Origin of the sequence: Sphingorhabdus sp., assembly GCF_044239665.1 — a bacterium.
Classification (GTDB): domain Bacteria; phylum Pseudomonadota; class Alphaproteobacteria; order Sphingomonadales; family Sphingomonadaceae; genus Sphingorhabdus_B.
Genome location: NZ_JBIIBA010000033.1, coordinates 1 through 20,800, shown reverse-complemented (window position 1 = coordinate 20,800; position 20,800 = coordinate 1). Strand labels below are relative to the sequence as shown.

Sequence of the window (20,800 nt, the reverse complement as noted above, 5' to 3'; positions counted from 1 at the left end):
CGAACGGATATATCTACATCGTTGGCCGTGCCAAGGACATGATCATCATCAATGGCAAAAACCATTGGCCGCAGGACATTGAATGGGCTGTCGAACAACTGCCAGGCTTTAAGGCCGGCGACATTGCCGCCTTCGCCGTGACAACACCGGGCGGCGAAGAAACGCCCGCTGTGCTCGTGCAATGCCGCACAACGGATGAGGTGGAGCGGGCCAAGTTGCGTGAGCAGATCCGCGACAAGGTTCGTTCGGTCACAGGCATGAACTGTGTTGTCGAACTGGTCCCGCCGCGCACTTTACCGCGGACAAGTTCTGGCAAGATGAGCCGTGCCAAGGCGCGTAATCTTTACCTGTCGGGTGAAATTCAACCTTACGCCATTGCCGCGTAAGTCCGTTCACAAAATGTCGTGCACTTTTTCCTGAGGCCGGCACAGCCGGACGCCCTTCACTGTTTCGACAAAGGGACGTTCAACCAAAATTGGGTGCTCAACCATCGCGTCCAATATCTGTTCTGACGATGCACCTTCGATAAGGCCCAATTCTTCAGCGGGTGAGCCGCGTGTGCGTAACGCTTCGTGCGGGGTCAGACCGGCATCGTGAAACAATTGTTCAAGCTTAGCGCGCGTAAATGGCTGTTTGCGATATTCAATGACTAATACCACGACGCCCTCGGTTTCCTCCAGAATCGCCAAGGTTTTTCGCGAGGTTCCGCAATCCGGATTGTGCCAAATCGTTACGTGCATAAGTGAAAACCCCTCCTGTCAGGGCTCAATAGTGCAAATCCGCAACCAGATGCAAAAGCAATCCAATGATTTTTACAATTTTCAATTGCATATGATAACGATTCGCAATAGTGGACGAAAATAGATTTGCGAATCGTTCGCAATAACATAAAAAAGGTTCAACATGCTCCGCCTGTCTGCGTCTATCATCGCTTTGCTGTCCGCTTCGGCATTGGGGCAACCGGCCTTCGCCGAAGAGGCGTTTGACGTGGAAGCTTATGATGACAGCCGCACGATCATCGTAACTGGCCTGAGCGATGGCTATCTTGCGACCAATTCCGTTACAGCAACCAAAACCGACACGCCGCTGATTGATATTCCGCAGACCATTAACGTCGTGACACGCGATCAGTTGGATGATCAGGCGCATCATTCGCTTGCGGACATTTTGCGTTATGTACCGGGCACAACAGTGGGCCAAGGCGAGGGCAATCGCGACCAGATAACCTTGCGTGGGCAAAACACCACCGCTGACTTCTTCTTGGATGGCGTGCGCGATGACGTCCAATATTATCGCGGGCTGTATAACATCGAGCGGGTCGAAATTCTAAAAGGGCCTTATGCCCTGATCTTCGGTCGCGGCGGTGGCGGCGGCATTATCAACCGCGTGCAGAAATCGCCTTTGAGCGATGATTTTATCTATGCAGGGCAGGTCAGCATAAACAGCCTTGGCGCTTATGATATATCGGCGGATGTCAACGCGCCCTTGAGCGATGCCGCAGCCGTGCGCATCAACGCCATTTACGAAAAATTCGACAGCCATCGCGACTTCGTTGGCGGAGAGCGTTATGCTTGGAACCCTTATGTTGCCTTCAACCTCAATGAAAAGTGGAAGCTTGGGCTATCCTATGAATATGTGAATGACGACCGCGTAACCGACCGCGGAGTTCCTTCAATCGGCAATATTGATGGTCAGCCCAACCGCCCGATTGCTGGCTATCGCGACCAATTTTTTGGCGTTCCTGGCAACAACTATACCAAGTTGCAGGCGCACATCGCCAAACTGCGGCTTGATGGTGCGTTGACTTCAAATTTGAGCTTGAGCGGCACAATATTATATGGCGACTATGACAAAATCTACCTGAACGTCTATCCCAATGGCGCTGCGACAGCGCAGAATGGCACACTGGATTTGGCGGCGTATAGTGATCCGACGCAACGTGAAAATTTCATCGCGCAAGCCAATTTGGTCTGGGATGTGGAAACTGGCCCGCTGACACATAAAATCCTAGTCGGCACCGAATATGGTGACCAAAAATCAGCCAACCGGCGTTTCAATGGCGTGCTCTCCACGCCCACGTTCAGCTTGGCCAATCCCATATTCCCAACCGTCAATTTCAACGCATTGTCACGCGATACGCTGTCCGACGTAAAATTCTTCTCTGCTTATGTTCAAGACCAGATCAGCCTTGGCGACCATATCGATATTGTGGCTGGCCTGCGTTATGATAATTTCGACATTGCAGGCATAGACCTGTTTCCAGCGGTTGACCGGCCCTTCGCACGGAAGGACGAAAAAGTCAGTCCGCGCCTTGGTCTGATTTTCAAGCCGCAGGAAAATATCTCTTTATATGGCAGCTACAGCCAGTCTTTCCTGCCGCGTTCCGGCGACCAGTTTTTGGCGCTGACGGTGACGCAGGAAAATCTCGCGCCGGAAAAGTTTACCAATTACGAGCTTGGCGCCAAATGGGATGTGCGGCCTAATCTGAACCTGACGCTGGCTGTGTTTCAGCTGGAACGCAGCAATGCGACCACGCCTGATCCACGCAATCCTGTGGTGAGCATCAATATTGGCACGACGCGGACGCAAGGCGTTGAGTTGGCGGTCACGGGCAACATTATGTCATCATGGCAGGTGCATGGCGGCTATAGCTATCAGGACGCAACCCTGGCCGGTAATGACAGCGTACGTTTGGGGCAAGTTCCCAAGCATCAGGCGAGCCTGTGGAACCGTTATGACTTTAGCGATCGATTTGCAGCTGGCCTTGGTATCATTCACCAATCCAGCCAGTTTGCCGCCATCCGGACGGTTTCCAACACTACAAAATTGCCTGCCTTTACGCGCGTCGATGCGGCGTTTTATCATGACCTGAGCGATGCGCTACAATTGCAGTTAAATGTCGAGAACCTGTTCAACAGCGATTATTATTCAGACGCGCATAACAATAATAATATATCGACCGGTGCGCCCATGAACGGTCGCATCACCATAAGGGCGAAGTTTTAAGCCGAAGTTACGGCGGCGGCATGTGCCTTGGCATTGTGAACATACTGCGCAACGCCAAGCCGCATCCCCATGACGGCTGCATCGTCAAGGTCGCGAACAAAGCGCGCAGGCGAGCCCGCCCATAATTGCCGTGTTTCTATCCGCTTGCCTTGCGTCAACATGGCGCCAGCGGCGAGCATAGCGTCGCTTTCAATAACGGCGCCGTTCATGACGGTGGAGGACAGGCCAACAAAGGCGCGATCATGCAAGATGCAACCGTGCAGCATGACATTATGTCCCACCAGCACATCGTCACCAATGAGGGTGGGAAATCCGTCCTCAACCCCCGGCATCGGGCCGTCACAATGGACGATGCTGCCGTCCTGAATATTGGTACGCGCACCGATAACCACGCGGTTCACCTCTGCCCGAATGACGCAATTATACCAGATGCTTGCTTCTGCTCCGATGGTGACATCCCCGATGATACGGCAACCCGGCGCGATAAAGGCGCTGTCGTGGATCTGCGGTGTTTTGCCGTTCAACGTAATGATGCTGATGTCGTTGCGCGTGTGTGTCATTGGCTTTTCCATAGCTTAAGGTGCAAAGGACGGATGCGTTTAGGCGTTACGCCCTAAGTAAACGCCCCGCCACTGCCGCATGATAGGTCAATATTCCCGAACATCCTGCGCGTTTGAAGGCCATGAGCGTTTCCAACACAAGCGCATCGCGGTCGCCTGCGCCCGCCGCGGCGGCGGCCTCGATCATCGCATATTCGCCCGATACCTGATATGCGAACACAGGCACGTCAAAGCGTTCACGCACTCGGCGGACAATATCGAGATAGGGCAGGCCAGGCTTCACCATGACGCTGTCTGCACCTTCGGCAATATCCATGGCTACTTCGCGCATCGCTTCGTCGGTATTGGCTGGGTCCATTTGGTAACATTTCTTGTCACCCTTTAGCAGACCGCGTGAGCCGACCGCATCGCGGAACGGTCCGTAAAAGGCGCTCGCATATTTGGCGGCGTAGGACATGATCTGAACATTATGGTGCCCGTTCATTTCCAGTGCTTTGCGAATAGCACCAATGCGTCCATCCATCATATCGCTTGGCGCGATGATGTCCGCGCCTGCATTGGCCTGGTTGATCGCTTGGTCGACGAGCACGGCGACGGTGTCATCATTGACGACATAGCCGTCATCATCAATCAGCCCATCTTGCCCATGGGTGGTGTAAGGATCGAGCGCGACATCGGTCAAAACGCCGATCTGGTCTCCATGGGCTTGCTTGATAGCGCGAATGGCGCGGCACATGAGGTTGTCGGGATTGAATGCTTCCGCACCATCTTCGCTGCGGCGGTCAGCCTGTGTGTTCGGGAACAAGGCGATGCAGGGTATGCCCAATTCGATTGCTTCGGCAGCGCGCAGGACAATCTGGTCAACCGACCAGCGCGACACCCCCGGGAGCGTCGCAATCACTTCCTCAATGCCTTCGCCTTCGGTTACGAACAATGGCCAGATGAGATCGGCAGGAGAAAGCATATTTTCGCGCACCATTGCGCGACTCCAGCCTGAGACACGGGTGCGGCGCAGGCGGCTGTTTGGAAAAGAAGATATATCGCTCATGCAAAACACTTAGCGGTGATATATTCTTTCCTCAACGCCTTATCCGCCGGTCTGTATCCGGCTGTCGCGAAGTGTCAGCCGGTCAATCTCCCGCTTTGGCGCTTCGTCTTTTCTGGAGGCCGTTTGCAATGGGGTAAGCGCCGCGCCGGGCTTGACGGACTTCATGCTTTGAAGCTTGCCCTTGAAACGGGTGAGGTCACTCCCGGACAGCTGCGCGCGCTGCGTGAACTTCACGGACATTGGGTTTACCGCGCGCCCGTTGCGATAAAGCTCATAATGCAAATGTGGCCCTGTCGACAGGCCTGTGGAACCCACATAGCCAATAATTTGCCCGCGCCGGACTCTGCTGCCGGGGCGTGCTGCTATTCGGCTCATATGACCATAGCCACTGGCAAGACCGCCACTGTGATTCAGCCTTACAAAATTGCCATAGCCGCCATTGCGTCCAGCAAAGGCCACAACGCCATCGGTCACCGCAAAAATGGGCTGGCCATAGCCGGCCTTGAAATCGAGGCCAGCATGCATCCGCATATAGCCCAAAATTGGGTGCCGTCTGGGTCCAAAGCTAGAGGTCACGGGGCCATTCACTGGGCGGCTGAGGGTGCCTTTGGATTCACCGACGCCCGATGCCTCAAACCATTGGGTATTGCCGCCCGACGTCCATTTCAGCATCTGGATATTGGATTTCCCATCGCGGTCCACGCCAGCATAAAGCAGGTCGCCCACTTTGACTTCGCCGGTTTCAGCGCGCTTGTAATCAACGATGATGTCAAATTGGTCAGTCGGCCGGATGCTTGATAAGGATGTGCGTCCAGAAATGACTTTCAGATAATCCTGAATAGCCCGCGCCGGCGCGCCAGCGGCTCGTGCCGAACGGAAGATGCCCTCATTACCCACGGTTCCGCGAATACGCAGTGGCGTGTTGTCGACGTTTATCGGCTTTTTGCTTAATCTTAAACTGCCGCCTTCACGATTGATTTCGAGATTGAGGTCAAAGCGCGCGCGAAAGGTAACGGATTCAAGCGGTCTCGGCTGATTTTTAGACGGTCGCGTTCCAAGTATGATGTCAATGGGGGTGCCAGGCTCAATATCCGACAATGCCGTCACGCCAGACACCATGTTCACCACATTGGCGGCCTCACTGCCGCCGACGCCCGAACGTTGGAGCACGCGGGCAAAGCTGTCGCCGCGCCCCAAAGATGCCGTGAGCTCAATGCGCGGACGTTCCGGGCTGTCCGCCAGCGCGACAACGGCGTCTGTTGCGGCCATGCGCTTGCCGCTGTCGCTGCCATAACCGATAGGCATAATCATTTGCGCGCGCGCCTCTTCAAACTCTGCCTCGGTGGGCATTGAAGGCTGTACGCCGAAAATGGGTCCGTAATCTGGCAGGAGTGCAAGCGCAGCGACGCTTAATGCGGTTAAAGTGCCAAGGCCACGGAACCAGCGAAGCGATCCGATATCTTCGCCAAGGTCTGGCACAAAATCGAGTTCGGTCAGGCGGTGAAACCAACTGGCACCAGACGCACCGGGTTCTGATTTGTGACGCACCGACTTGGCCATGGCATCGGACAACGACATATCGATGTCCCAGCCCTGTCCAGCAAGCCGTGTTTCTTTGCCGTCAAACATAAGGCGTATCATCCACGACCGTCTTCCCATCCCCAGGGGCGTTCCTGCACATACTCCTGTGGCGGGTTATGGTTAAAGTCAAATTAACAGCGACCTTGCCTTTGTCGAACTGCGGCAAACGGTGCAAATTCGCGGACCAGCGTTGGAACTTTCGCCCATGCGCGCAAATCGAAATTTATCGGCTTCATATAATATGACGCAATGCTATGGCTGATATGAGCAAAAGGAGCGGAACATGAACGGTGAACGGGTTGAATTTTTTTACGATCTTTCAAGTCCATGGACTTATATTGCGTTCCACAATCTTGAAGCCCTCATTGCGCGCACTGGCGTATCTGTATGCTTGCGTCCCATATTGGTTGGCGGCGTTTTCAATGCCGTCAATCCGTCTGTATATGCCGCACGAGAAGCGGCGGATAACCCCAAGTTTAAGCATAGTTGGCGGGTAATGGGCGATTGGGCAAAGCTGGCGGGCGTGGAACTTAATTTTCCCAGCATCCATCATCCGGCAAAAAGCATCCATGCCATGCGTATGGCAACTGCGGTCGCAGGCGATCAGGTAGCGCTAAAGACGTTCACCAAAGCCGCCTTTGAAAGCTATTTTGGTGCGCAGGAAAATCTTGATGATCCCGATGTCTTGGTCGCGGTGGCGAATAAGGCTGGTCTTGATGGCGAAGCGATGCGGATTGCTTCACAGACCGATGCGGTAAAAGCCCTGTTGCGCGCCAACACCGACGAGGTGATTGCGCGCGGTGGCTATGGCTCGCCGACCATATTTGTTGACACCGACAAGATGTATTTTGGCAATGATCAATTGCCGCTGGTGGAATTTGCACTGAACAGGAGCGAAGCATGAACGACCGCGTATCCATTTCCATCGACAATCATGTCGCCGACGTCCGCCTGACACGTGCGGACAAGATGAACGCGCTTGATCCGGCGATGTTTCAAGGGATCATCGCCGCAGGTGAAGAGCTAGCCAGCATGAAAGGCGTGCGCGCGGTTGTGTTGTCGGGCGAAGGACGCAGTTTCTGCGCAGGCCTAGACATGGCCAGCATGGCCAGCGGCGGCGCAAGCGCAAGCAGCGGGATGGGCAGCCTGACCGACCGGACGCACGGCAACGCCAACACATTCCAACAGGTGGCCATGCTGTGGCGCAAATTGCCAATGCCCGTGATCGCGGCGGTGCATGGTGTGTGTTTCGGCGGCGGGTTGCAAATTGCGAGTGGCGCAGACATTCGCGTGGTCGCGCCGGATGCGCGGCTTGCGGTGATGGAAATGAAATGGGGGCTTATCCCCGATATGGGCGGCTATGCCTTGTGGCGCGGGATGGTGCGTGAAGATAGCTTGCGCGAACTGACCTACACCAATCGTGAGTTTTCAGGGGCCGAGGCGCTAGATCTCGGCTTTGCGACCTTCGTAGACGAAAACCCGCATGCGCGCGCGATGGCCATTGCCCGCGAAATTGCCGACCGCAACCCAGAAGCGATGCGTGAAGCAAAGGGGCTATTCAATGAATATGCCGATATGGACGAAGACGCGATATTGATGGCCGAAAGCGTCCGTCAGGCCCGCGTCATCCGCAAGCCCAACCAGATTGAAGCGGTAATGGCTGGAATGCAAAAGCGGGCAGGGGTGTTTGCCGATTAAGCGGTCTTAACGTGTAAGCGTTCAAACTCCGCGCGCAATTCTTGTGGTAAGGGGGCCGGGCCGTTCGCATCGGTTAGCACGATGGTAGTGATGCAGGTCGCCTTGCATTCGCCACCTTGAAACGCAGCAGAGGCGATGTCCCAACTGCTGCGGCCGATCCGCAATATGCCGCTGGCAATCTCCACATGTTCGGGAAAATGCGCCTCGGCAATATACTCAAGAGCGACGCTGACTATTAGCCAGCGTTGCCCCGGCGCACGGCGTTCGACCGCGATGGCGTGATTGAACATGCCTCGGCCATGTTCGAACAAACCCGCCATTGAGACATTGTTGATATGTCCCAACAAATCCAGATCGGCAAAGCGCGTTTCGGCGCGGTGATTGAATGGATAGCTTGCCGGGTCAAGCTGCCAGCTTTGCGGTTTGGGCATGTGGAACCTTTATCAATAGTCGTCACCCTGAACTTGGTTCAGGGTCAATTTATCAGCATCAACAGCCGGTTGTGTGGCACGATGGACCCTGAAACGAGTTCAGGGTGTCAGAGTAGTCCGAGGAAATAGCGCGTTCTAAAGACCCCGACCGATCAGTTCTTTCATGATCTCGTTCGTACCGCCAAAAATCCGCGTGACGCGGGCTGCGCGCCACATGCGGGCGATGGGATATTCGTTCATATATCCCGCGCCACCATGTAATTGCAGACAGGCATCGACCACGTCCCATTGCAAATCGGTGTGCCATAATTTGGCGGCCGCGCCTTCTTCGGCGGTCAGTTCTTTTTTATAATGGCGGTTCAATGCCCAATCGAGATGCGCCCAGCCGATTTGAAGTTTCGTCTTGATATCGGCCAGCACGAAACGGGTGTTCTGAAAGTCGAGCAATGGCTTACCGAAAACCATGCGGTCACGGCAAAAAGCGACGGTTTCGTCAAATGCCTTTTGCGTGCTTGCCATCGATGACACGGCGATGGAAAGACGCTCTTGCGGCAGTTCGCTCATCAGATAGATGAAGCCCTTGCCCTCTTCACCCAAGCAATTGGTCATGGGAACGCGCACATCTTCGAAGAACAATTCGGACGTGTCGGCTTCGTCCATGCCGATTTTGTCAAGGTTGCGACCGCGTTTGAAACCTTCACGATCGGCTTCGACGAGGACAATTGACATGCCCTTATAAGCTGGCTGAATTTCGGTGTCGGTTTTAACGCAGACCAAAATCAGGTCCGCATTCTGGCCATTGGTGATGTAGGTTTTGCTGCCATTGATGACATAATGATTGCCATCTTTCTTAGCAGTGGTCTTCATGCTTTGAAGGTCGCTTCCGGTGCCAGGCTCGGTCATCGCAATCGCGGTGATAACCTCACCCGAAATCATCTTGGGCAGCCAATGCTTTTTTTGCTCTTCGCTACCATAGCTGGTGATGTAGTTTACGACGATGTCAGACTGTAATGAGAAGCCAGTGGCGACGCCTCCATAATAAGCCGATTCCTCGTCAACAATGGCGTTGTAACCAAAGTCGAGGCCAAGGCCGCCATATTCCACGGGCACGGTGGGGCAGAGCATGCCGACTTCGCCCGCCTTGGGCCAGATGGATTTGGGGACAATGCCGTCTTCCTGCCACTGCTTTGCGTGGGGCGCGACTTCCTTTTGAAGGAATTGGCGCACCGACTGGCGGAACGCCTCATGGTCTTCATTATAAGCGGTGCGTGGAATGCTATCGAGTGACATGTTAAATCCCCTGCAAAATTGTCCTGCGGAATAACCGCATCAATGGCAGTAAGTTGACGCATACGTCAAGACGAATTTAATCGCTCGATTAAGCTGGCTCACCTGCGTCACGTGCGCGCTCGACGAGTGTCTGCTCGGCCTTTGGCACCGTGCGATAGGCAACGATCAGCAAGGCCAAGGCAACAGGTGCAACGGCGATGAGCGACAATATACCAACGCGCAAATCGCCTACCAACTTGCCATCGACCATCGTTCCGGCAAGGTCGGATATCTGCCCGACCATATAGGGGCCGAATGACAGGCCAACGAGCGTGGTGCCCAAGAAGAATGCTGCCGTTGCAGTGCCGCGCATACGGGGCAAGACGAGGTCCTGTGTGGTGGCTGCGGCCGCGCCGAGTGCTGTCGCGCCCAGCATGGCTGCGAGGAAATTCATGATGTAGAATAAGGTCGTGTTATCGGTGGTGTAGCCAATAGCGATGGGAATGATCGGGCCGAGGACGCCGAGAATGATGACAAGAATACGGCCAGCAGGATTTTTTGTACGCAAGGCGTCTGCCACGCGGCCACCGACGATTACGCCCAGAAAGCCACTGACTGCGCCATTCGCGCCGAGGATGAAGGCCAGTTCCTGCTTTGGCAGGCCAAGCACGATTTCAGCATAAGGCGCAGACCAGAACGCAAGCGCGTATGCAGCCAAAGCGACAAGGCCGTATCCAATTGTTGTGCAGATAAAGGCAGGTGTGCCCCAAATCAGACGAAAGGTCGCAGGGTCCTTGGCGCGGAGCGTCGATGCCCATGAGAAGACGGCGTAATAGCCAAAGCTAACGGCGGACCATTGCGGCAGATTGCCGGTGAGCTGGATCATCCAATACGCAAAGGCCGCAATTGCGGCGCCGGTTGCGACATTGATGGCCAGTGCAGCAGGGCCGCGCTGATAGGCTCCCCATAAGGTGAAGGGCGGGACGATCATCGACAGATCGCTCACAAATGTGCGGAAAGGGGCAGGGTGCGCAGGCGTTGCCAAACCATCCATCGCACCGCGCGCAGGCTCGCGCAGGCTTGCGACCCATAATCCTACCAAAACGCCTGGAAGGCCAACGGCGAGAAACGCCGCTTGCCAACCCACCAGCCCAAGCGGCCCGCCTTGCGGATATGCTTCGTTCCAGCCTTGGACGATGAGTGCGCCAATGAACAACGACACACCTCCGCCAATGTAAAGACCGGACGAGTAAATCGCGAGCGCGGTCGCGCGCTGCCTTTTGGGAAAATAATCGGAAATCAGGGAATAAGCTGTTGGGCTGGCAGTCGCCTCGCCAATGCCAACGCCCATGCGTGCGATGGTCAATTCGGCTTGATTGCGCGCAAATCCCGACAAGGCAGTCATGATCGACCACATCGCAAGTCCGATCGACAGCAGCTTCACCCGGCTCCAATTGTCCGCAAGCCGGCCGAGAGGAATGCCAAACAATGCGTAAAATACCGCAAAGGCCGCACCGCCCAAAAAGCCCATGTCTGCGTCAGTCAGACCAAGATCAGCTTTGATATCGACCGCCAAGATGCTGAGGATTTGTCGATCGATGAAGTTGAGGATGTAAACGACCACCAACACCACAAGCACATACCAGCTGTAACTGCTTGCCTCGGGCAACGGCGCTTCGGGTTCTTTCAAAACAACGTTATTGTTTTCACCGTCGGCCGTTACACGCACATCTCTCTCCTTATCAGGCTGTTTCGCCCTAACGCGCTATGGCTAGCAGAACAGCCAAGCGGCGCAACCCGATTTACGATGGAATCGGCAATGAACCTCGGGTTCGGTATCGCCGCTTCAGAAAAACCGTCAGGCCGGTGGCCGATACCCTATTCGTTATCATCTGTAAAAAAACGTTACGTTGTATGTCGTGTTTCGCTTGAATCTGGAACGATTTCATCCAATATACCCGTCAGGCGGCTATATTGCCGTGGTTTGAGGAGAAATAAGTCATGGCACAGTGGTCCGATCCGCGGGTAACCGGGACCCAGTCAAGTCTTGCAGGTGTCGGCTCACGCGCCGGTGACGTCGTTTTTGACGCCGGTCTGCGTTCGCACATGCTCAAGGTTTACAACTATATGGCGTCAGGCGTTTTGCTGACTGGCATCGTCGCGATGTTGTTTGCAAGCAGCGCCTTTGGTCAGAATTTGATGATCAACGGCGGCGCGTTGCGCTGGGTTATCATCCTGTCACCGCTTGCGCTGATTCTGGTAATGAACTTCGGCTTAAACAAGTTGTCGACAGGCGCATTGCAAGCCTGTTTCTGGGGCTTTGCCAGTCTGATGGGGCTGTCGATGTCGACAATCTTCTTGGTCTACACAGGGGCATCGATCGCAACGACTTTCTTTGCGACGGCAGCCGCTTTTGCCGGACTTAGCCTTGTTGGGTACACGACTAAGAAGGACCTGAGCGGCATGGGCACGTTTCTGATCATGGGCGTTGTCGGCCTGATCGTTGCGTCACTTGCCAATATCTGGTTCCAATCGAGCACCTTGCAATGGGTTGTGAGCGCTGCTGGCGTGCTGATCTTTGCAGGCCTTACCGTTTACGACACACAGATGATCAAGAATACCTATCTGCAATTGCGCAGTTCAAATTCTGACTTCATCGGCAAGGCAGCGATCATGGGCGCGCTGACGCTCTATCTGGACTTCATCAACATGTTCCAGTTCCTGCTCAGCTTCTTGGGTAACCGCGAATAATCATCCGCGGTTCAGCTTGAACAGATTAATATGGCCCGGTGGTAAACCACTGGGCCATTTTTCTTGGGGAGTTGGTCGAACAAGGCTTTTCTTTCCGCGCAAAATCTTGTTGGATTGAGGCTCAGAACATCGGAGATTACATAATGCGCCGGGGCGTCAAAAATCTATTAGCACTCATCCTCGTCACGGCTATCGCCGCGTGCGCGCCACCGCCGGTAAAGGTTGCGCCGGTCCCGGTTCAGCTTCCACCCCCTCCACCATCTATTCCTGCTATGCCGTTACCACCCGGCGGCGCTGCATTGTCGATGACCCTGCCGCCAGTCGGTGTCGATGGCATTCGCGTAACGCCCAATCGCGGGCTCAGCCGGGACGAGCAGATCTGGCATTTCCGCGCTGCTTTAAACGTTGCCGCGCTTAACTGTCAGGGGCCAATATGGGGCCAAATCGCAACTGACTATAACAAGTTCATTGTCATTCATAAGGTGCTGCTGTCAAAAACCAGTAAGTCGGTCGATCGCGAATATGTGAAACGCTATCCAAAGCAGAATGGCCTGCGTATCCGCGACACGCGGATGACGGATTTGTACAATTATTTTGCGCTACCGCCCGTGCGCGCACAATATTGCGATATGGCGTTACGCAAGTTGCAAGAGGCTAATCAGGTGCCGAAAGGCGCCTTGCCCGAATATGCCATGGGCAGCCTTGCCGATATCGACAATGTCTTTGTCAATTTCTACGATGCTTATGCAAAATATGAACGGGATTTGGCAGATTGGAACATGAAATATGCGCCAAAGCGAGCGTATGACCCTGCCATTAATATTATGACCCCGTCGGTAACAACGCAGCCCGTGACCGCCTCTCCCGCCAATGTGAGCACGCCATTGCAACCGTGATCACAACAACGGGCGGAGATTTTTTACGCCATGCTGATATAATCGCGCATGGCGGCGGCCTCGGTCTCGATTTTTTCAATCCGGTGTTTGACCAAGTCGCCGATGGAGACAAAGCCGATAAGTGCGTCATCCTTGATGACAGGCAAATGCCGGATGCGCCGTTTCGACATCAGCGATAGAGCGGACAATATTGCCGTATCCGGCCCGACGGTAATGGCAGGCGCGGTCATCGTCTCGGCAACCGTCTTGGTCAGAAAATCTGCACCATGCTTGGCAACGCCATATACTATGTCGCGTTCGGAAAAGATGCCAATCACGCAGGTGCCATCGACGACAGGAAGCGCGCCAATTCGGTTTTTAGCCAATCGGGCGACGACGTCCCCCACGCTTTCGTGGGGCAATGCCGTAAATATGTCCGGATGGTGATTGGCCAGTATTGCAGAAATCGTCATCGACTCTCTCCCTTATGTCCTTGCCCCAGATGGAACTTATAGCATAAGGTTCGCTTATCAAGCTATGACTCGTCCCTCCCGCCTCGATGATCCCGAATATGCTAACTTCGCGTGGCAGCGATATTGGCGCCTGATGCGCTGGATGTTTGGCGTCACATTACTTGTGACCGCCATCGCATTGGGGACATTTTGGTGGCAGAATGGGCTGGTTTCGATCCATTTCTTCATCGCGACCACGGGCGCGATTTTTGGCGCAATCATGCTTACGGCGGCGCTGATGGGCTTGGTTTTCTTGTCCAGCGGGTCGGGCCATGACGAAGCCATTGATGATCCATTCGAAGATGAAGCCGACCGGTGACGGAGCATATTCGAAACTTGCCGCAACGCAATGACCCGGTATTGCGCGTTATCCCGGGGCCGGCGGATATCAACGCCAATGGCCACATCTTTGGCGGCTGGGTGCTTGGCGTGATGGATCAGGCAGGTGGCATAGTGGCGGGCCGTATCGCGCAGGGTGCCTGTGCTACGGTGGCGATCGAAAAAATGGAGTTTATCGCGCCGATATTGTTACGCGACATCATCTCGGTCTATGCAACGCTCGAACATCGCGGACGTACGTCTATGGCTGTTCGGATTGAGGTGATAGCCACACGCGCCCGTGGTCAACAAGAGGTGAAGGTCACCGAAGGATTATTCACCTTCGTCGCGTTAGACGAAAACCACAAACCACGGCCCTTGCCGGAGGGTTGAAGGCGCCGGAAACTAATCCAGCGCCAGTTTTATCGTCCCAATAGATACTGACCCTAATTACTCTGCGGCGGCAATCTCTTCATCACCAGCGGCTTTGGCACGGCGTGCGCGCGGCTTGCGTGCGGGCTTTTCGGCGGCATCATCTTCACCGGACGAAATTGCAATTGAGGGCGGCAATACGGCAAGGTCGAGGCCGGCGGGGGCATCATCAACGTCGTCGCTGTGATGACGGCGCGGGCCGCGATTTGCATTCCGGTTGTTTGACGGGCGATCACCGCGTTCTGGACGTTCGCTGCGCTCAACACGCTCACCGCGTTCTGGACGGCGCGCGCGAACATCGCGCTGCTGACCGCGGGGTTCGCTGTCGTTAGTTTCCTCATCGGATGCATCTTCTGAGTCATCATTCACAGATGAGGGCTGATCGTCGTAATTGGGGGAGCGATCATAATTTGGCGTGCGGTCGTCATTTTGCCAATCATCGCGATCATAGCGATTTTCGTCGCGCGTATCCTCACGAGGGCGGCGCTCGCCTTGCTGTTCCTGGCGCGCTTCTTGGCGACCACGGAAATCTGCGAGCACGCGGAAATAATGGTCGGCAAACTGAAGATGATATTCCGCGTTCACACGGTCACCATTGAACTGCGCATCTTGAGCCAGTTTTTTGTATTTTTCCAACATTTGCGCTGCGTTGCCGCGCGCCCGATTATCAATCTGGTTCTGATAGTCAAAACCGCTACGATTGTTATTCTGTTGCCGGTTGTTGTTATTATTGCGACCGCGCCGACGATTGTTGTTCTGCTGCTGCCTGTTGTTGGTATTCATCAGGGCTGACCCGTCCTCTATTTAGCACTTCAATTGCATGGAGCCCCTGAACCCGTTTTGGGTTGCGCGCGGGTCGGCCTTGACCCTTATACTTTGTCCATCTGCGCTGGGGGGCGGCTTCGCGCTAAAAAACCATCAAGTCGGCATTTTTACGAAGAAGCTTCTTTGCCCTAGTCTTACTATTCTGCGATTCCAAGCGAAAAGCGTATGGCCCTGGGATTACCCGCAAGATCATGATGTAATTCCGTCAAAAATCCCTCTTCTGCGCCCAATTGGTGCACGGCTTGTGCCTGATTATACCCAATTTCAAAAAACGCGACTCCGGCCATTTGAAGTATATGGCGCAGCGATGGGACCAAGATTCGGTAGTCATTCAGGCCGTCTGCCCCTGCAAACAATGCGCTGGGTGGTTCATGCGCAGCCACCATCGGGGCGAGTATAAAGGCGTCCTCAATATATGGCGGGTTACTAAGGATAAGGTCGAATTGTCCAAGCCCGTCGGCCCAGCCCGCCTTGGTCCAATCGCGCAGTTCATATTGGACACGGTCGGCAAATCCGGTGCGGTTGGCATTATCGCTGGCGACGGCAAGCGCCTTTGCGCTGCTATCAATGCCAATGCCTGTGGCGTCCGGAAATATCGACAAAGCCGCGAGCAATAGCGCGCCTGACCCTGTCCCAAGGTCGGCAATACGCATGGGCCCGTCCTTGGCACCAAACCATGCAATCGCGGCCTCCAGCAACGTCTCGCTATCTGCACGCGGGATCAGCACGTCCGGCGTGACACAAAGTTCCAGATCCCAAAACGCCTGCACCCCAGTGATATAAGCCACAGGCTCGTCGGCCATCCGGCGGGCGAGCAGGCCAGTATAGCTGTCGGGCGCGCTCAAATCTGGCTGTTGCAAGAGCATTGCTGATCTGCCGATACCCAGCGCATGCGCCAGCAATAACTCCGCGTCTAACCGCGGTGTTGGGCTGATGCCTTCAAGGGCAGCGGTTGCTTCCCGCAGGACAGGGGCAAGGCCAGTCATCATCCGCCCGTATATCGCGCCGCACGTAAAGCCCAAATATATTTCCGCCCCGTGCACCCATTTAGGCCCTTGCGACGTTATTGTGCATTGGGCAACCATATAGAAGGACTTAGAATATGAAAAAATCGACATTAACCTGGGCCGTCGGCCTGTCTGCGCTGGCTTTGTCGGCGTGTAGCGGAAGCGAATCCGTGCCAACCGAAACCGAAGTCACACAAGACGACGCCATGGCATCTGACAATATCGTTGCCACCGAAACCACTGCGAACAAAAATATCGTCGCATTGGCACAAGACAATCCGCAAGTGTCGACGCTCGTCACCGCCATAACCGCTGCTGGCCTTGGTGAAACCCTGTCGGGCACTGGCCCATTCACCGTCTTTGCGCCATCCAATGCTGCCTTTGCCAAATTGGACAAGGCAACACTCGACGGTTTGTTGAAGCCGGAAAACAAGGCAACGCTGGCAAGCCTGCTGACATATCATGTCGTTGCCGGCGATGTGAAGTCCGGCGATCTTGCCAAGTTGATCAGCGACGGCAAAGGCACCGCGACCGTCAAGACGGTTAATGGCGGCAGCCTGAAGGCCAGCATGGATGGTAACAAGATTGTTCTGACCGATGCCAAGGGTGGCAAGTCCACCGTAACCGCGCCAGACATGGTTGCGTCAAACGGAACGATCCATTTGGTCGACACCGTCGTTATGCCATAAGATTTCGGGTCGCTGAGGCGACCTGAATGTCCTCAATTTCCCCCTAGCAGGCGAGAGAGGACCAAATGAACCCCGTCCGGAACCCTCCCCCGGGCGGGGTTTTTGTGTGTGCTTTATTGAGGGGCAGGACCCTAAGCCGCAGCGTCAATTTTCACAGGGCCAAGCTCTTGCAAACAGGCTTGTACCTTGGACATGGCTTCTGTCGGGCTTGGTGGGTTGGCGACAAGATCAGCCACGCTTTGGCCATTCATCACCTTGTCCGCCGCGCAGCCGCAGACTGCGTTGATATCGACATCAATGCCTTCGGGAATCTGCTCACCCGTAGCGGTTGTGCAGGTCGCGACCAGCGATTCACGTACGCTAATCTGCACGGTATCATTGAGGGCGCCGCCTTCACCGCATCCTGCCAGCGTACCCGACAATAAGGCTATCGTCATCATCCGTTTCATAAACTTCCTCCGGTGCAGTACCCCCGCACACGATAAGTGGGCGGCACTGCCGGAATTACAAGGCGGCTTTTTTATGCCCCCGCCTTATTTGAAACGCGCCCCTATTTGAAACCGCCCTTATTTAAAACCTAACGCCGCGCGCATGATGTGGAAGATGGTGTTTTGTTCAATCGTGCCTTTGAACAAATGCGCCTTGGGGCCAGCGGCGCGGGCAACGACATCGTCACCGCCATGCGTTTCGGACATAAGCGGGATCAACGATTGTTGACGATAATTCAACGTGCCTGTGTCCGCTTTCGATGGGTCAGGGCGTTCGGCCGCATTTACCGCGCCGGGGCCATTGGCATAGCCCAAGGTGGTGTAGCCTTTGCCATCCATCGCCAGGGTCGGTGTGCCAATGGGCGCAGAGACCACGCCTAATATCGGGTTCCCGCGCTCGGGATAGCCAGCGATGGTGAACACATGGCTATGGTCCGATGTCACGACGATCAACGTATCGCGCAAATCAACGCTCTCCATCGCGGCCTTGAGCGCAGCGTTCAGCGCAACAGTGTCTTGCAAGGCGCGGCGGGCATTGCCGCCATGATGGGCATGGTCAATCCGGCCAGCTTCGACCATCAGGACATAGCCCTTTTGGTTCTTCGACAGCATCGCAATTGCCTTGGTCGTCATTTCGGCCAGCGATGGTTCTTTGTTGCCCGCCGCTGTCCGGTCGGCCTCAAATTGCATATGCGATGGTTCAAACAGACCCAGCAGCTTGGTCGTTTTCTTGGCGTCAACCGCAGCGAAACTGTCGCGGTTCCAGACATAAGCGCCCTTGGGGTTAGCGGCGACCCAGCTTGCGGCCAGATCTTTGCCATCGGCGCGCTTGCCTTTCCTGTCGGCATATTCGGGGTCGGCCATGGTCGCCGGAATGAAATGCTGACGCCCGCCACCCAGCATGACGTCAAGCCCGTCACCATGTGGCCATTCCATCATCTGCCGGGCAATGTCGGTGCAGCCTGCGGCCTTGGCCGCGGCGGGCATATTGGCATCCACCTCCCAATCGCGCTGCGCGACATGGGCATAAGTCGATGCGGGCGTAGCATGGGTGATGGTCGCGGTGGACACGATGCCGGTGGCAAGGCCGCGATCCTCTGCCATGCCGAACAGCGATTGGACCTTATAGGGCGCAGTCGCGGCGCAGTCATTCTCAATGGCTTCGGGGCCAACGCCAATCACGCCATTCAGCGTTTTGACGCCGGAGACAATCGCGGTCGCGGTCGGCGCGCTGTCGGGCACTTGCGCATCATGGGAGTAAGTTTTGACCAAGGCGGTGTGCGGCAAAAGGTCCATTTGCGCGACATAGGATTCACCATCGAGGCCAAGCTGCTGCCCCTCAAAAATACGGCCAGCGGTCAGCGTGCTTACGCCCATGCCATCGCCGATGAACAGGATGACATTGCGCGCCTTGCCGTCATTGGGCTTGTCCGCAAGCAAGCGTTGCAGCTCGGCTTGGCCTGCTTTGAGATAGCCTTCGCTGGTGCTGATCGGCGGTTTGGCAGGCGCAGAAGCAGGCGTGCCTTGCGCCAACAATGGCGCGGCGATCAGGCAGGATGCCAAAAGGGCGGATGATAGTTTACGCATGCGATACTCCTCAAAAAGCTGGCTTACCCATCGCAGACCATGATGACCAATGCGTGACAGGGGCGTGATAGGCCGTGTTTACACGGCCAAGCTTGTGTTGGCGAGGGGGGAGTGTGGGGGGATTTAAGGTCGCGTCCCGATCACCATTTGCCGCCAGCATCGTCTATGGCCTTGAGCAAAGCCTTTTTGCTTTCGGTGCGGTTTTCGCCGCTGTTGCGTTCCAGTTCCGGATTACCAAGTTCAGCGCGGCGTTTGGACAAGGCAGCATTGAACGCCGAAAAGTCCACGCGACGTCCGTTCCAATTCTCTTCAGCCTTTAAGCGCTTCGATGCCATATTCGTTTAACGTTTCTTCTTGGATACGCCGTTCCAGATACACTTTATCGAGCGATGGGTGAAGCCTGTATAATGTCTGCGCTTGTTGCAGGCGATCCCGCGCTGTTCCCGATGCATATTGGCCCATACGGTCGGCAATCAGGTCCTCCACCGAGATGACGACAAACGCGCCTTCGTCGGTAAAGTTTTCGATCAGCGCCAGCGTCTCGCGGTCATAGCCGCCGTCCATTGGAACATTGGCCACGACTTCAAATCCAAGCAGCAATTCGGGATGAATCCATCCTTTGGTCACCTGCCCAGCGCCCGATGGCTTCACAAAACCGGCCTTTTGCATTTCTGCCTCAAGCGCATCTTGCCGAGGCGTGCACAGGTCGAAATCACCGGTGTTGATGGCGCTTTGTGAATAAAACTCCGCCGCCGCGCCGCCCACGAGAATGGGGCGTTGAAAGCCCTGTTCATGCATCGCCTCACTGACCCGCGCAAACAGGCGCAGCGCAGCTTCAAATTCGGGGCGGTAAGCGTTCATAAGGAGGGTTTGCCGGATTGGCGGTTGGTTGGAAAGGGTTTTTGGTTCACGCAGAGCCGCAGAGGAGTTTAGGAGTTTAGGAGTTTAGGAGTTTAGGAGTTTAGGAGTTATCGCACCCGTTGCTGTAATTCCCGCAATTCCTTTTCGACGCCTAAGTTTACAAACTTATACGCAAAATGCGGTATTTCTGTAAACTTACCGCAACGTTGCGCAGTGGGTTCACCGGTTCCGAAAGCCGGGGCGGGGGCAACATGTTCAAAGAGCCAGCCGCGCAAGTATTGCACGCGTGAAGCACAGAATTTCAGAGCAAATCCTACATTGCAAGAGGGAGCTGTTTGGGGGGGGGCGGGTGTTGGCGTAATTACCAAATGTTTCTGGCTTGCACCTGACAGAGGCGGTTTGCACGGCAGTATAATGTTATCGACAATGATCGCTTAGTAAGATAACAAAAACTATCAGGTCCAGATATTTCACATGTAATTCATGTAATTCATGGGGTTCTGGATGTCTGTCAGGTCAATTTCTCTCAGAAAATTGATAAAAATTCTTTTCTTACCTGCGAACCGTAGAGTTTCGGAGATTAGAAAAGATATCCGCGAAGAAATAAAAAGAAATCAGAGCTTTACCGGTGATGGGGGCGATTTCTATGCTCCCTTTTGGAGTGATGCCAAAAACCATGTATTTGGACTTTCGGATCTTCACGCTTCAGTGGCTGATAGGATTGCGTCCAATGATAGGCGCGGAAACTTATACCAGCGTGCGCTGATGCTGACTCAGATTTGGGATTCCCAATCGGTTGAAAGTCTGATTCTATGTTGTTCTTCATTTGGAGGAGGTGACATGGGAGCATCGATTAGCTTGC

23 protein-coding genes and 1 pseudogene are annotated in these 20,800 nt (G+C 54.9%); 10 read left to right on the top strand and 14 right to left on the bottom strand.

Annotated elements, in window-relative coordinates; genetic code table 11:
* Window positions 1-386: pseudogene (locus ACILP3_RS09540) on the top strand (fatty acyl-AMP ligase); the annotation flags it as partial.
* 6 nt (window positions 387-392) lie between these two features.
* On the opposite strand, the gene arsC reads toward ACILP3_RS09540, so the two are convergent.
* Window positions 393-740, bottom strand: a complete 348-nt coding sequence (gene arsC / locus ACILP3_RS09535) for an arsenate reductase (glutaredoxin) (RefSeq protein WP_395616404.1) — start codon at window positions 738-740, stop codon at window positions 393-395.
* Window positions 741-903: 163 nt separating this feature from the next.
* On the opposite strand from arsC, the gene ACILP3_RS09530 reads away from it, so the two are divergent.
* Complete coding sequence (locus ACILP3_RS09530) at window positions 904-3,006, top strand: TonB-dependent receptor (RefSeq protein WP_395616403.1); 2,103 nt, start codon at window positions 904-906, stop codon at window positions 3,004-3,006.
* On the opposite strand, the gene ACILP3_RS09525 is transcribed toward ACILP3_RS09530, so the two are convergent.
* Genes ACILP3_RS09525 through ACILP3_RS09515 form a run of 3 tightly spaced genes read right to left on the bottom strand, consistent with a single transcriptional unit; the run spans window position 3,003 to window position 6,255 of the window.
* Window positions 3,003-3,566: a gamma carbonic anhydrase family protein gene (locus ACILP3_RS09525; RefSeq protein WP_395616402.1), complete on the bottom strand. Its 564-nt coding sequence runs from the start codon at window positions 3,564-3,566 to the stop codon at window positions 3,003-3,005. The genes ACILP3_RS09530 and ACILP3_RS09525 overlap by 4 nt on opposite strands.
* 46 nt (window positions 3,567-3,612) lie before the next feature.
* Window positions 3,613-4,614, bottom strand: a complete 1,002-nt coding sequence (gene hemB / locus ACILP3_RS09520) for a porphobilinogen synthase (RefSeq protein WP_395616401.1) — start codon at window positions 4,612-4,614, stop codon at window positions 3,613-3,615.
* A gap of 39 nt (window positions 4,615-4,653) precedes the next feature.
* Entirely contained in the window at window positions 4,654-6,255 is a 1,602-nt protein-coding gene (locus ACILP3_RS09515) for a M23 family metallopeptidase (RefSeq protein ID WP_395616400.1), read from the bottom strand.
* A gap of 223 nt (window positions 6,256-6,478) precedes the next feature.
* Between ACILP3_RS09515 and ACILP3_RS09510 the strand changes: the two genes are divergently transcribed.
* Both ACILP3_RS09510 and ACILP3_RS09505 read left to right on the top strand, forming a co-directional pair.
* Entirely contained in the window at window positions 6,479-7,099 is a 621-nt protein-coding gene (locus ACILP3_RS09510) for a 2-hydroxychromene-2-carboxylate isomerase (RefSeq protein ID WP_395616399.1), read from the top strand.
* On the top strand, window positions 7,096-7,893 hold the full coding sequence (locus tag ACILP3_RS09505) for a crotonase/enoyl-CoA hydratase family protein (RefSeq protein ID WP_395616398.1): 798 nt from the start codon (window positions 7,096-7,098) through the stop codon (window positions 7,891-7,893). The genes ACILP3_RS09510 and ACILP3_RS09505 overlap by 4 nt, the downstream gene beginning before the upstream one ends.
* Here the strand turns inward: ACILP3_RS09505 and ACILP3_RS09500 are convergent.
* The 3 genes from ACILP3_RS09500 to ACILP3_RS09490 form a co-directional block, all read right to left on the bottom strand.
* Window positions 7,890-8,324 carry an acyl-CoA thioesterase gene (locus ACILP3_RS09500; protein ID WP_395616397.1) on the bottom strand — a complete coding sequence of 145 codons (435 nt, stop codon included), beginning with the start codon at window positions 8,322-8,324 and terminating at the stop codon, window positions 7,890-7,892. The two genes, ACILP3_RS09505 and ACILP3_RS09500, sit on opposite strands and share 4 nt — an antisense overlap.
* A 135-nt stretch (window positions 8,325-8,459) precedes the next feature.
* Window positions 8,460-9,614 (bottom strand): acyl-CoA dehydrogenase family protein, encoded by a 1,155-nt coding sequence (locus ACILP3_RS09495; RefSeq protein ID WP_395616396.1) that lies wholly within the window; start codon window positions 9,612-9,614, stop codon window positions 8,460-8,462.
* Between the two features lie 88 nt (window positions 9,615-9,702).
* Window positions 9,703-11,283: a spinster family MFS transporter gene (locus ACILP3_RS09490; protein WP_395616405.1), complete on the bottom strand. Its 1,581-nt coding sequence runs from the start codon at window positions 11,281-11,283 to the stop codon at window positions 9,703-9,705.
* A gap of 311 nt (window positions 11,284-11,594) precedes the next feature.
* On the opposite strand from ACILP3_RS09490, the gene ACILP3_RS09485 reads away from it, so the two are divergent.
* Together ACILP3_RS09485 and ACILP3_RS09480 are read left to right on the top strand one after the other, a co-directional pair.
* A complete protein-coding gene (locus ACILP3_RS09485) occupies window positions 11,595-12,344 on the top strand; it encodes a Bax inhibitor-1 family protein (protein ID WP_395616395.1) in 750 nt (249 codons plus the stop codon).
* Between the two features lie 143 nt (window positions 12,345-12,487).
* Window positions 12,488-13,240, top strand: a complete 753-nt coding sequence (locus ACILP3_RS09480) for a hypothetical protein (RefSeq protein WP_395616394.1) — start codon at window positions 12,488-12,490, stop codon at window positions 13,238-13,240.
* A gap of 23 nt (window positions 13,241-13,263) precedes the next feature.
* Here ACILP3_RS09480 and ACILP3_RS09475 read toward each other — a convergent pair whose 3' ends face one another.
* Window positions 13,264-13,692, bottom strand: a complete 429-nt coding sequence (locus tag ACILP3_RS09475) for a CBS domain-containing protein (protein ID WP_395616393.1) — start codon at window positions 13,690-13,692, stop codon at window positions 13,264-13,266.
* A gap of 64 nt (window positions 13,693-13,756) precedes the next feature.
* Between ACILP3_RS09475 and ACILP3_RS09470 the strand changes: the two genes are divergently transcribed.
* Entirely contained in the window at window positions 13,757-14,050 is a 294-nt protein-coding gene (locus ACILP3_RS09470) for a hypothetical protein (RefSeq protein ID WP_395616392.1), read from the top strand.
* Window positions 14,047-14,442 carry an acyl-CoA thioesterase gene (locus ACILP3_RS09465; protein WP_395616391.1) on the top strand — a complete coding sequence of 132 codons (396 nt, stop codon included), beginning with the start codon at window positions 14,047-14,049 and terminating at the stop codon, window positions 14,440-14,442. The genes ACILP3_RS09470 and ACILP3_RS09465 overlap by 4 nt, the downstream gene beginning before the upstream one ends.
* Window positions 14,443-14,499: 57 nt before the next feature.
* On the opposite strand, the gene ACILP3_RS09460 is transcribed toward ACILP3_RS09465, so the two are convergent.
* Window positions 14,500-15,264, bottom strand: coding sequence for a DUF4167 domain-containing protein (locus ACILP3_RS09460; RefSeq protein ID WP_395616390.1), 765 nt, complete (start codon window positions 15,262-15,264; stop codon window positions 14,500-14,502).
* 179 nt (window positions 15,265-15,443) lie between these two features.
* Entirely contained in the window at window positions 15,444-16,295 is an 852-nt protein-coding gene (gene prmC / locus ACILP3_RS09455; RefSeq protein ID WP_395616389.1) for a peptide chain release factor N(5)-glutamine methyltransferase, read from the bottom strand.
* A gap of 113 nt (window positions 16,296-16,408) precedes the next feature.
* Here prmC and ACILP3_RS09450 point away from each other — a divergent pair, with 113 nt between their 5' ends.
* Window positions 16,409-17,002: a fasciclin domain-containing protein gene (locus ACILP3_RS09450; protein WP_395616388.1), complete on the top strand. Its 594-nt coding sequence runs from the start codon at window positions 16,409-16,411 to the stop codon at window positions 17,000-17,002.
* Between the two features lie 131 nt (window positions 17,003-17,133).
* Here the strand turns inward: ACILP3_RS09450 and ACILP3_RS09445 are convergent, their stop codons facing one another.
* The 4 genes from ACILP3_RS09445 to ACILP3_RS09430 form a co-directional block, all read right to left on the bottom strand.
* Window positions 17,134-17,451, bottom strand: a complete 318-nt coding sequence (locus ACILP3_RS09445; protein ID WP_395616387.1) for a hypothetical protein — start codon at window positions 17,449-17,451, stop codon at window positions 17,134-17,136.
* A 117-nt stretch (window positions 17,452-17,568) separates the two neighbouring features.
* On the bottom strand, window positions 17,569-19,077 hold the full coding sequence (locus tag ACILP3_RS09440; RefSeq protein WP_395616386.1) for an alkaline phosphatase: 1,509 nt from the start codon (window positions 19,075-19,077) through the stop codon (window positions 17,569-17,571).
* A 140-nt stretch (window positions 19,078-19,217) separates the two neighbouring features.
* Window positions 19,218-19,412 carry a hypothetical protein gene (locus ACILP3_RS09435; RefSeq protein ID WP_395616385.1) on the bottom strand — a complete coding sequence of 65 codons (195 nt, stop codon included), beginning with the start codon at window positions 19,410-19,412 and terminating at the stop codon, window positions 19,218-19,220.
* Window positions 19,387-19,938 (bottom strand): hypothetical protein, encoded by a 552-nt coding sequence (locus tag ACILP3_RS09430; RefSeq protein WP_395616384.1) that lies wholly within the window; start codon window positions 19,936-19,938, stop codon window positions 19,387-19,389. Before ACILP3_RS09430 ends, ACILP3_RS09435 begins: the two co-directional genes overlap by 26 nt.
* A 504-nt stretch (window positions 19,939-20,442) precedes the next feature.
* On the opposite strand from ACILP3_RS09430, the gene ACILP3_RS09425 reads away from it, so the two are divergent.
* On the top strand, window positions 20,443-20,800 hold a 358-nt coding region (locus tag ACILP3_RS09425), incomplete at its 3' end, for a hypothetical protein (RefSeq protein ID WP_395616383.1).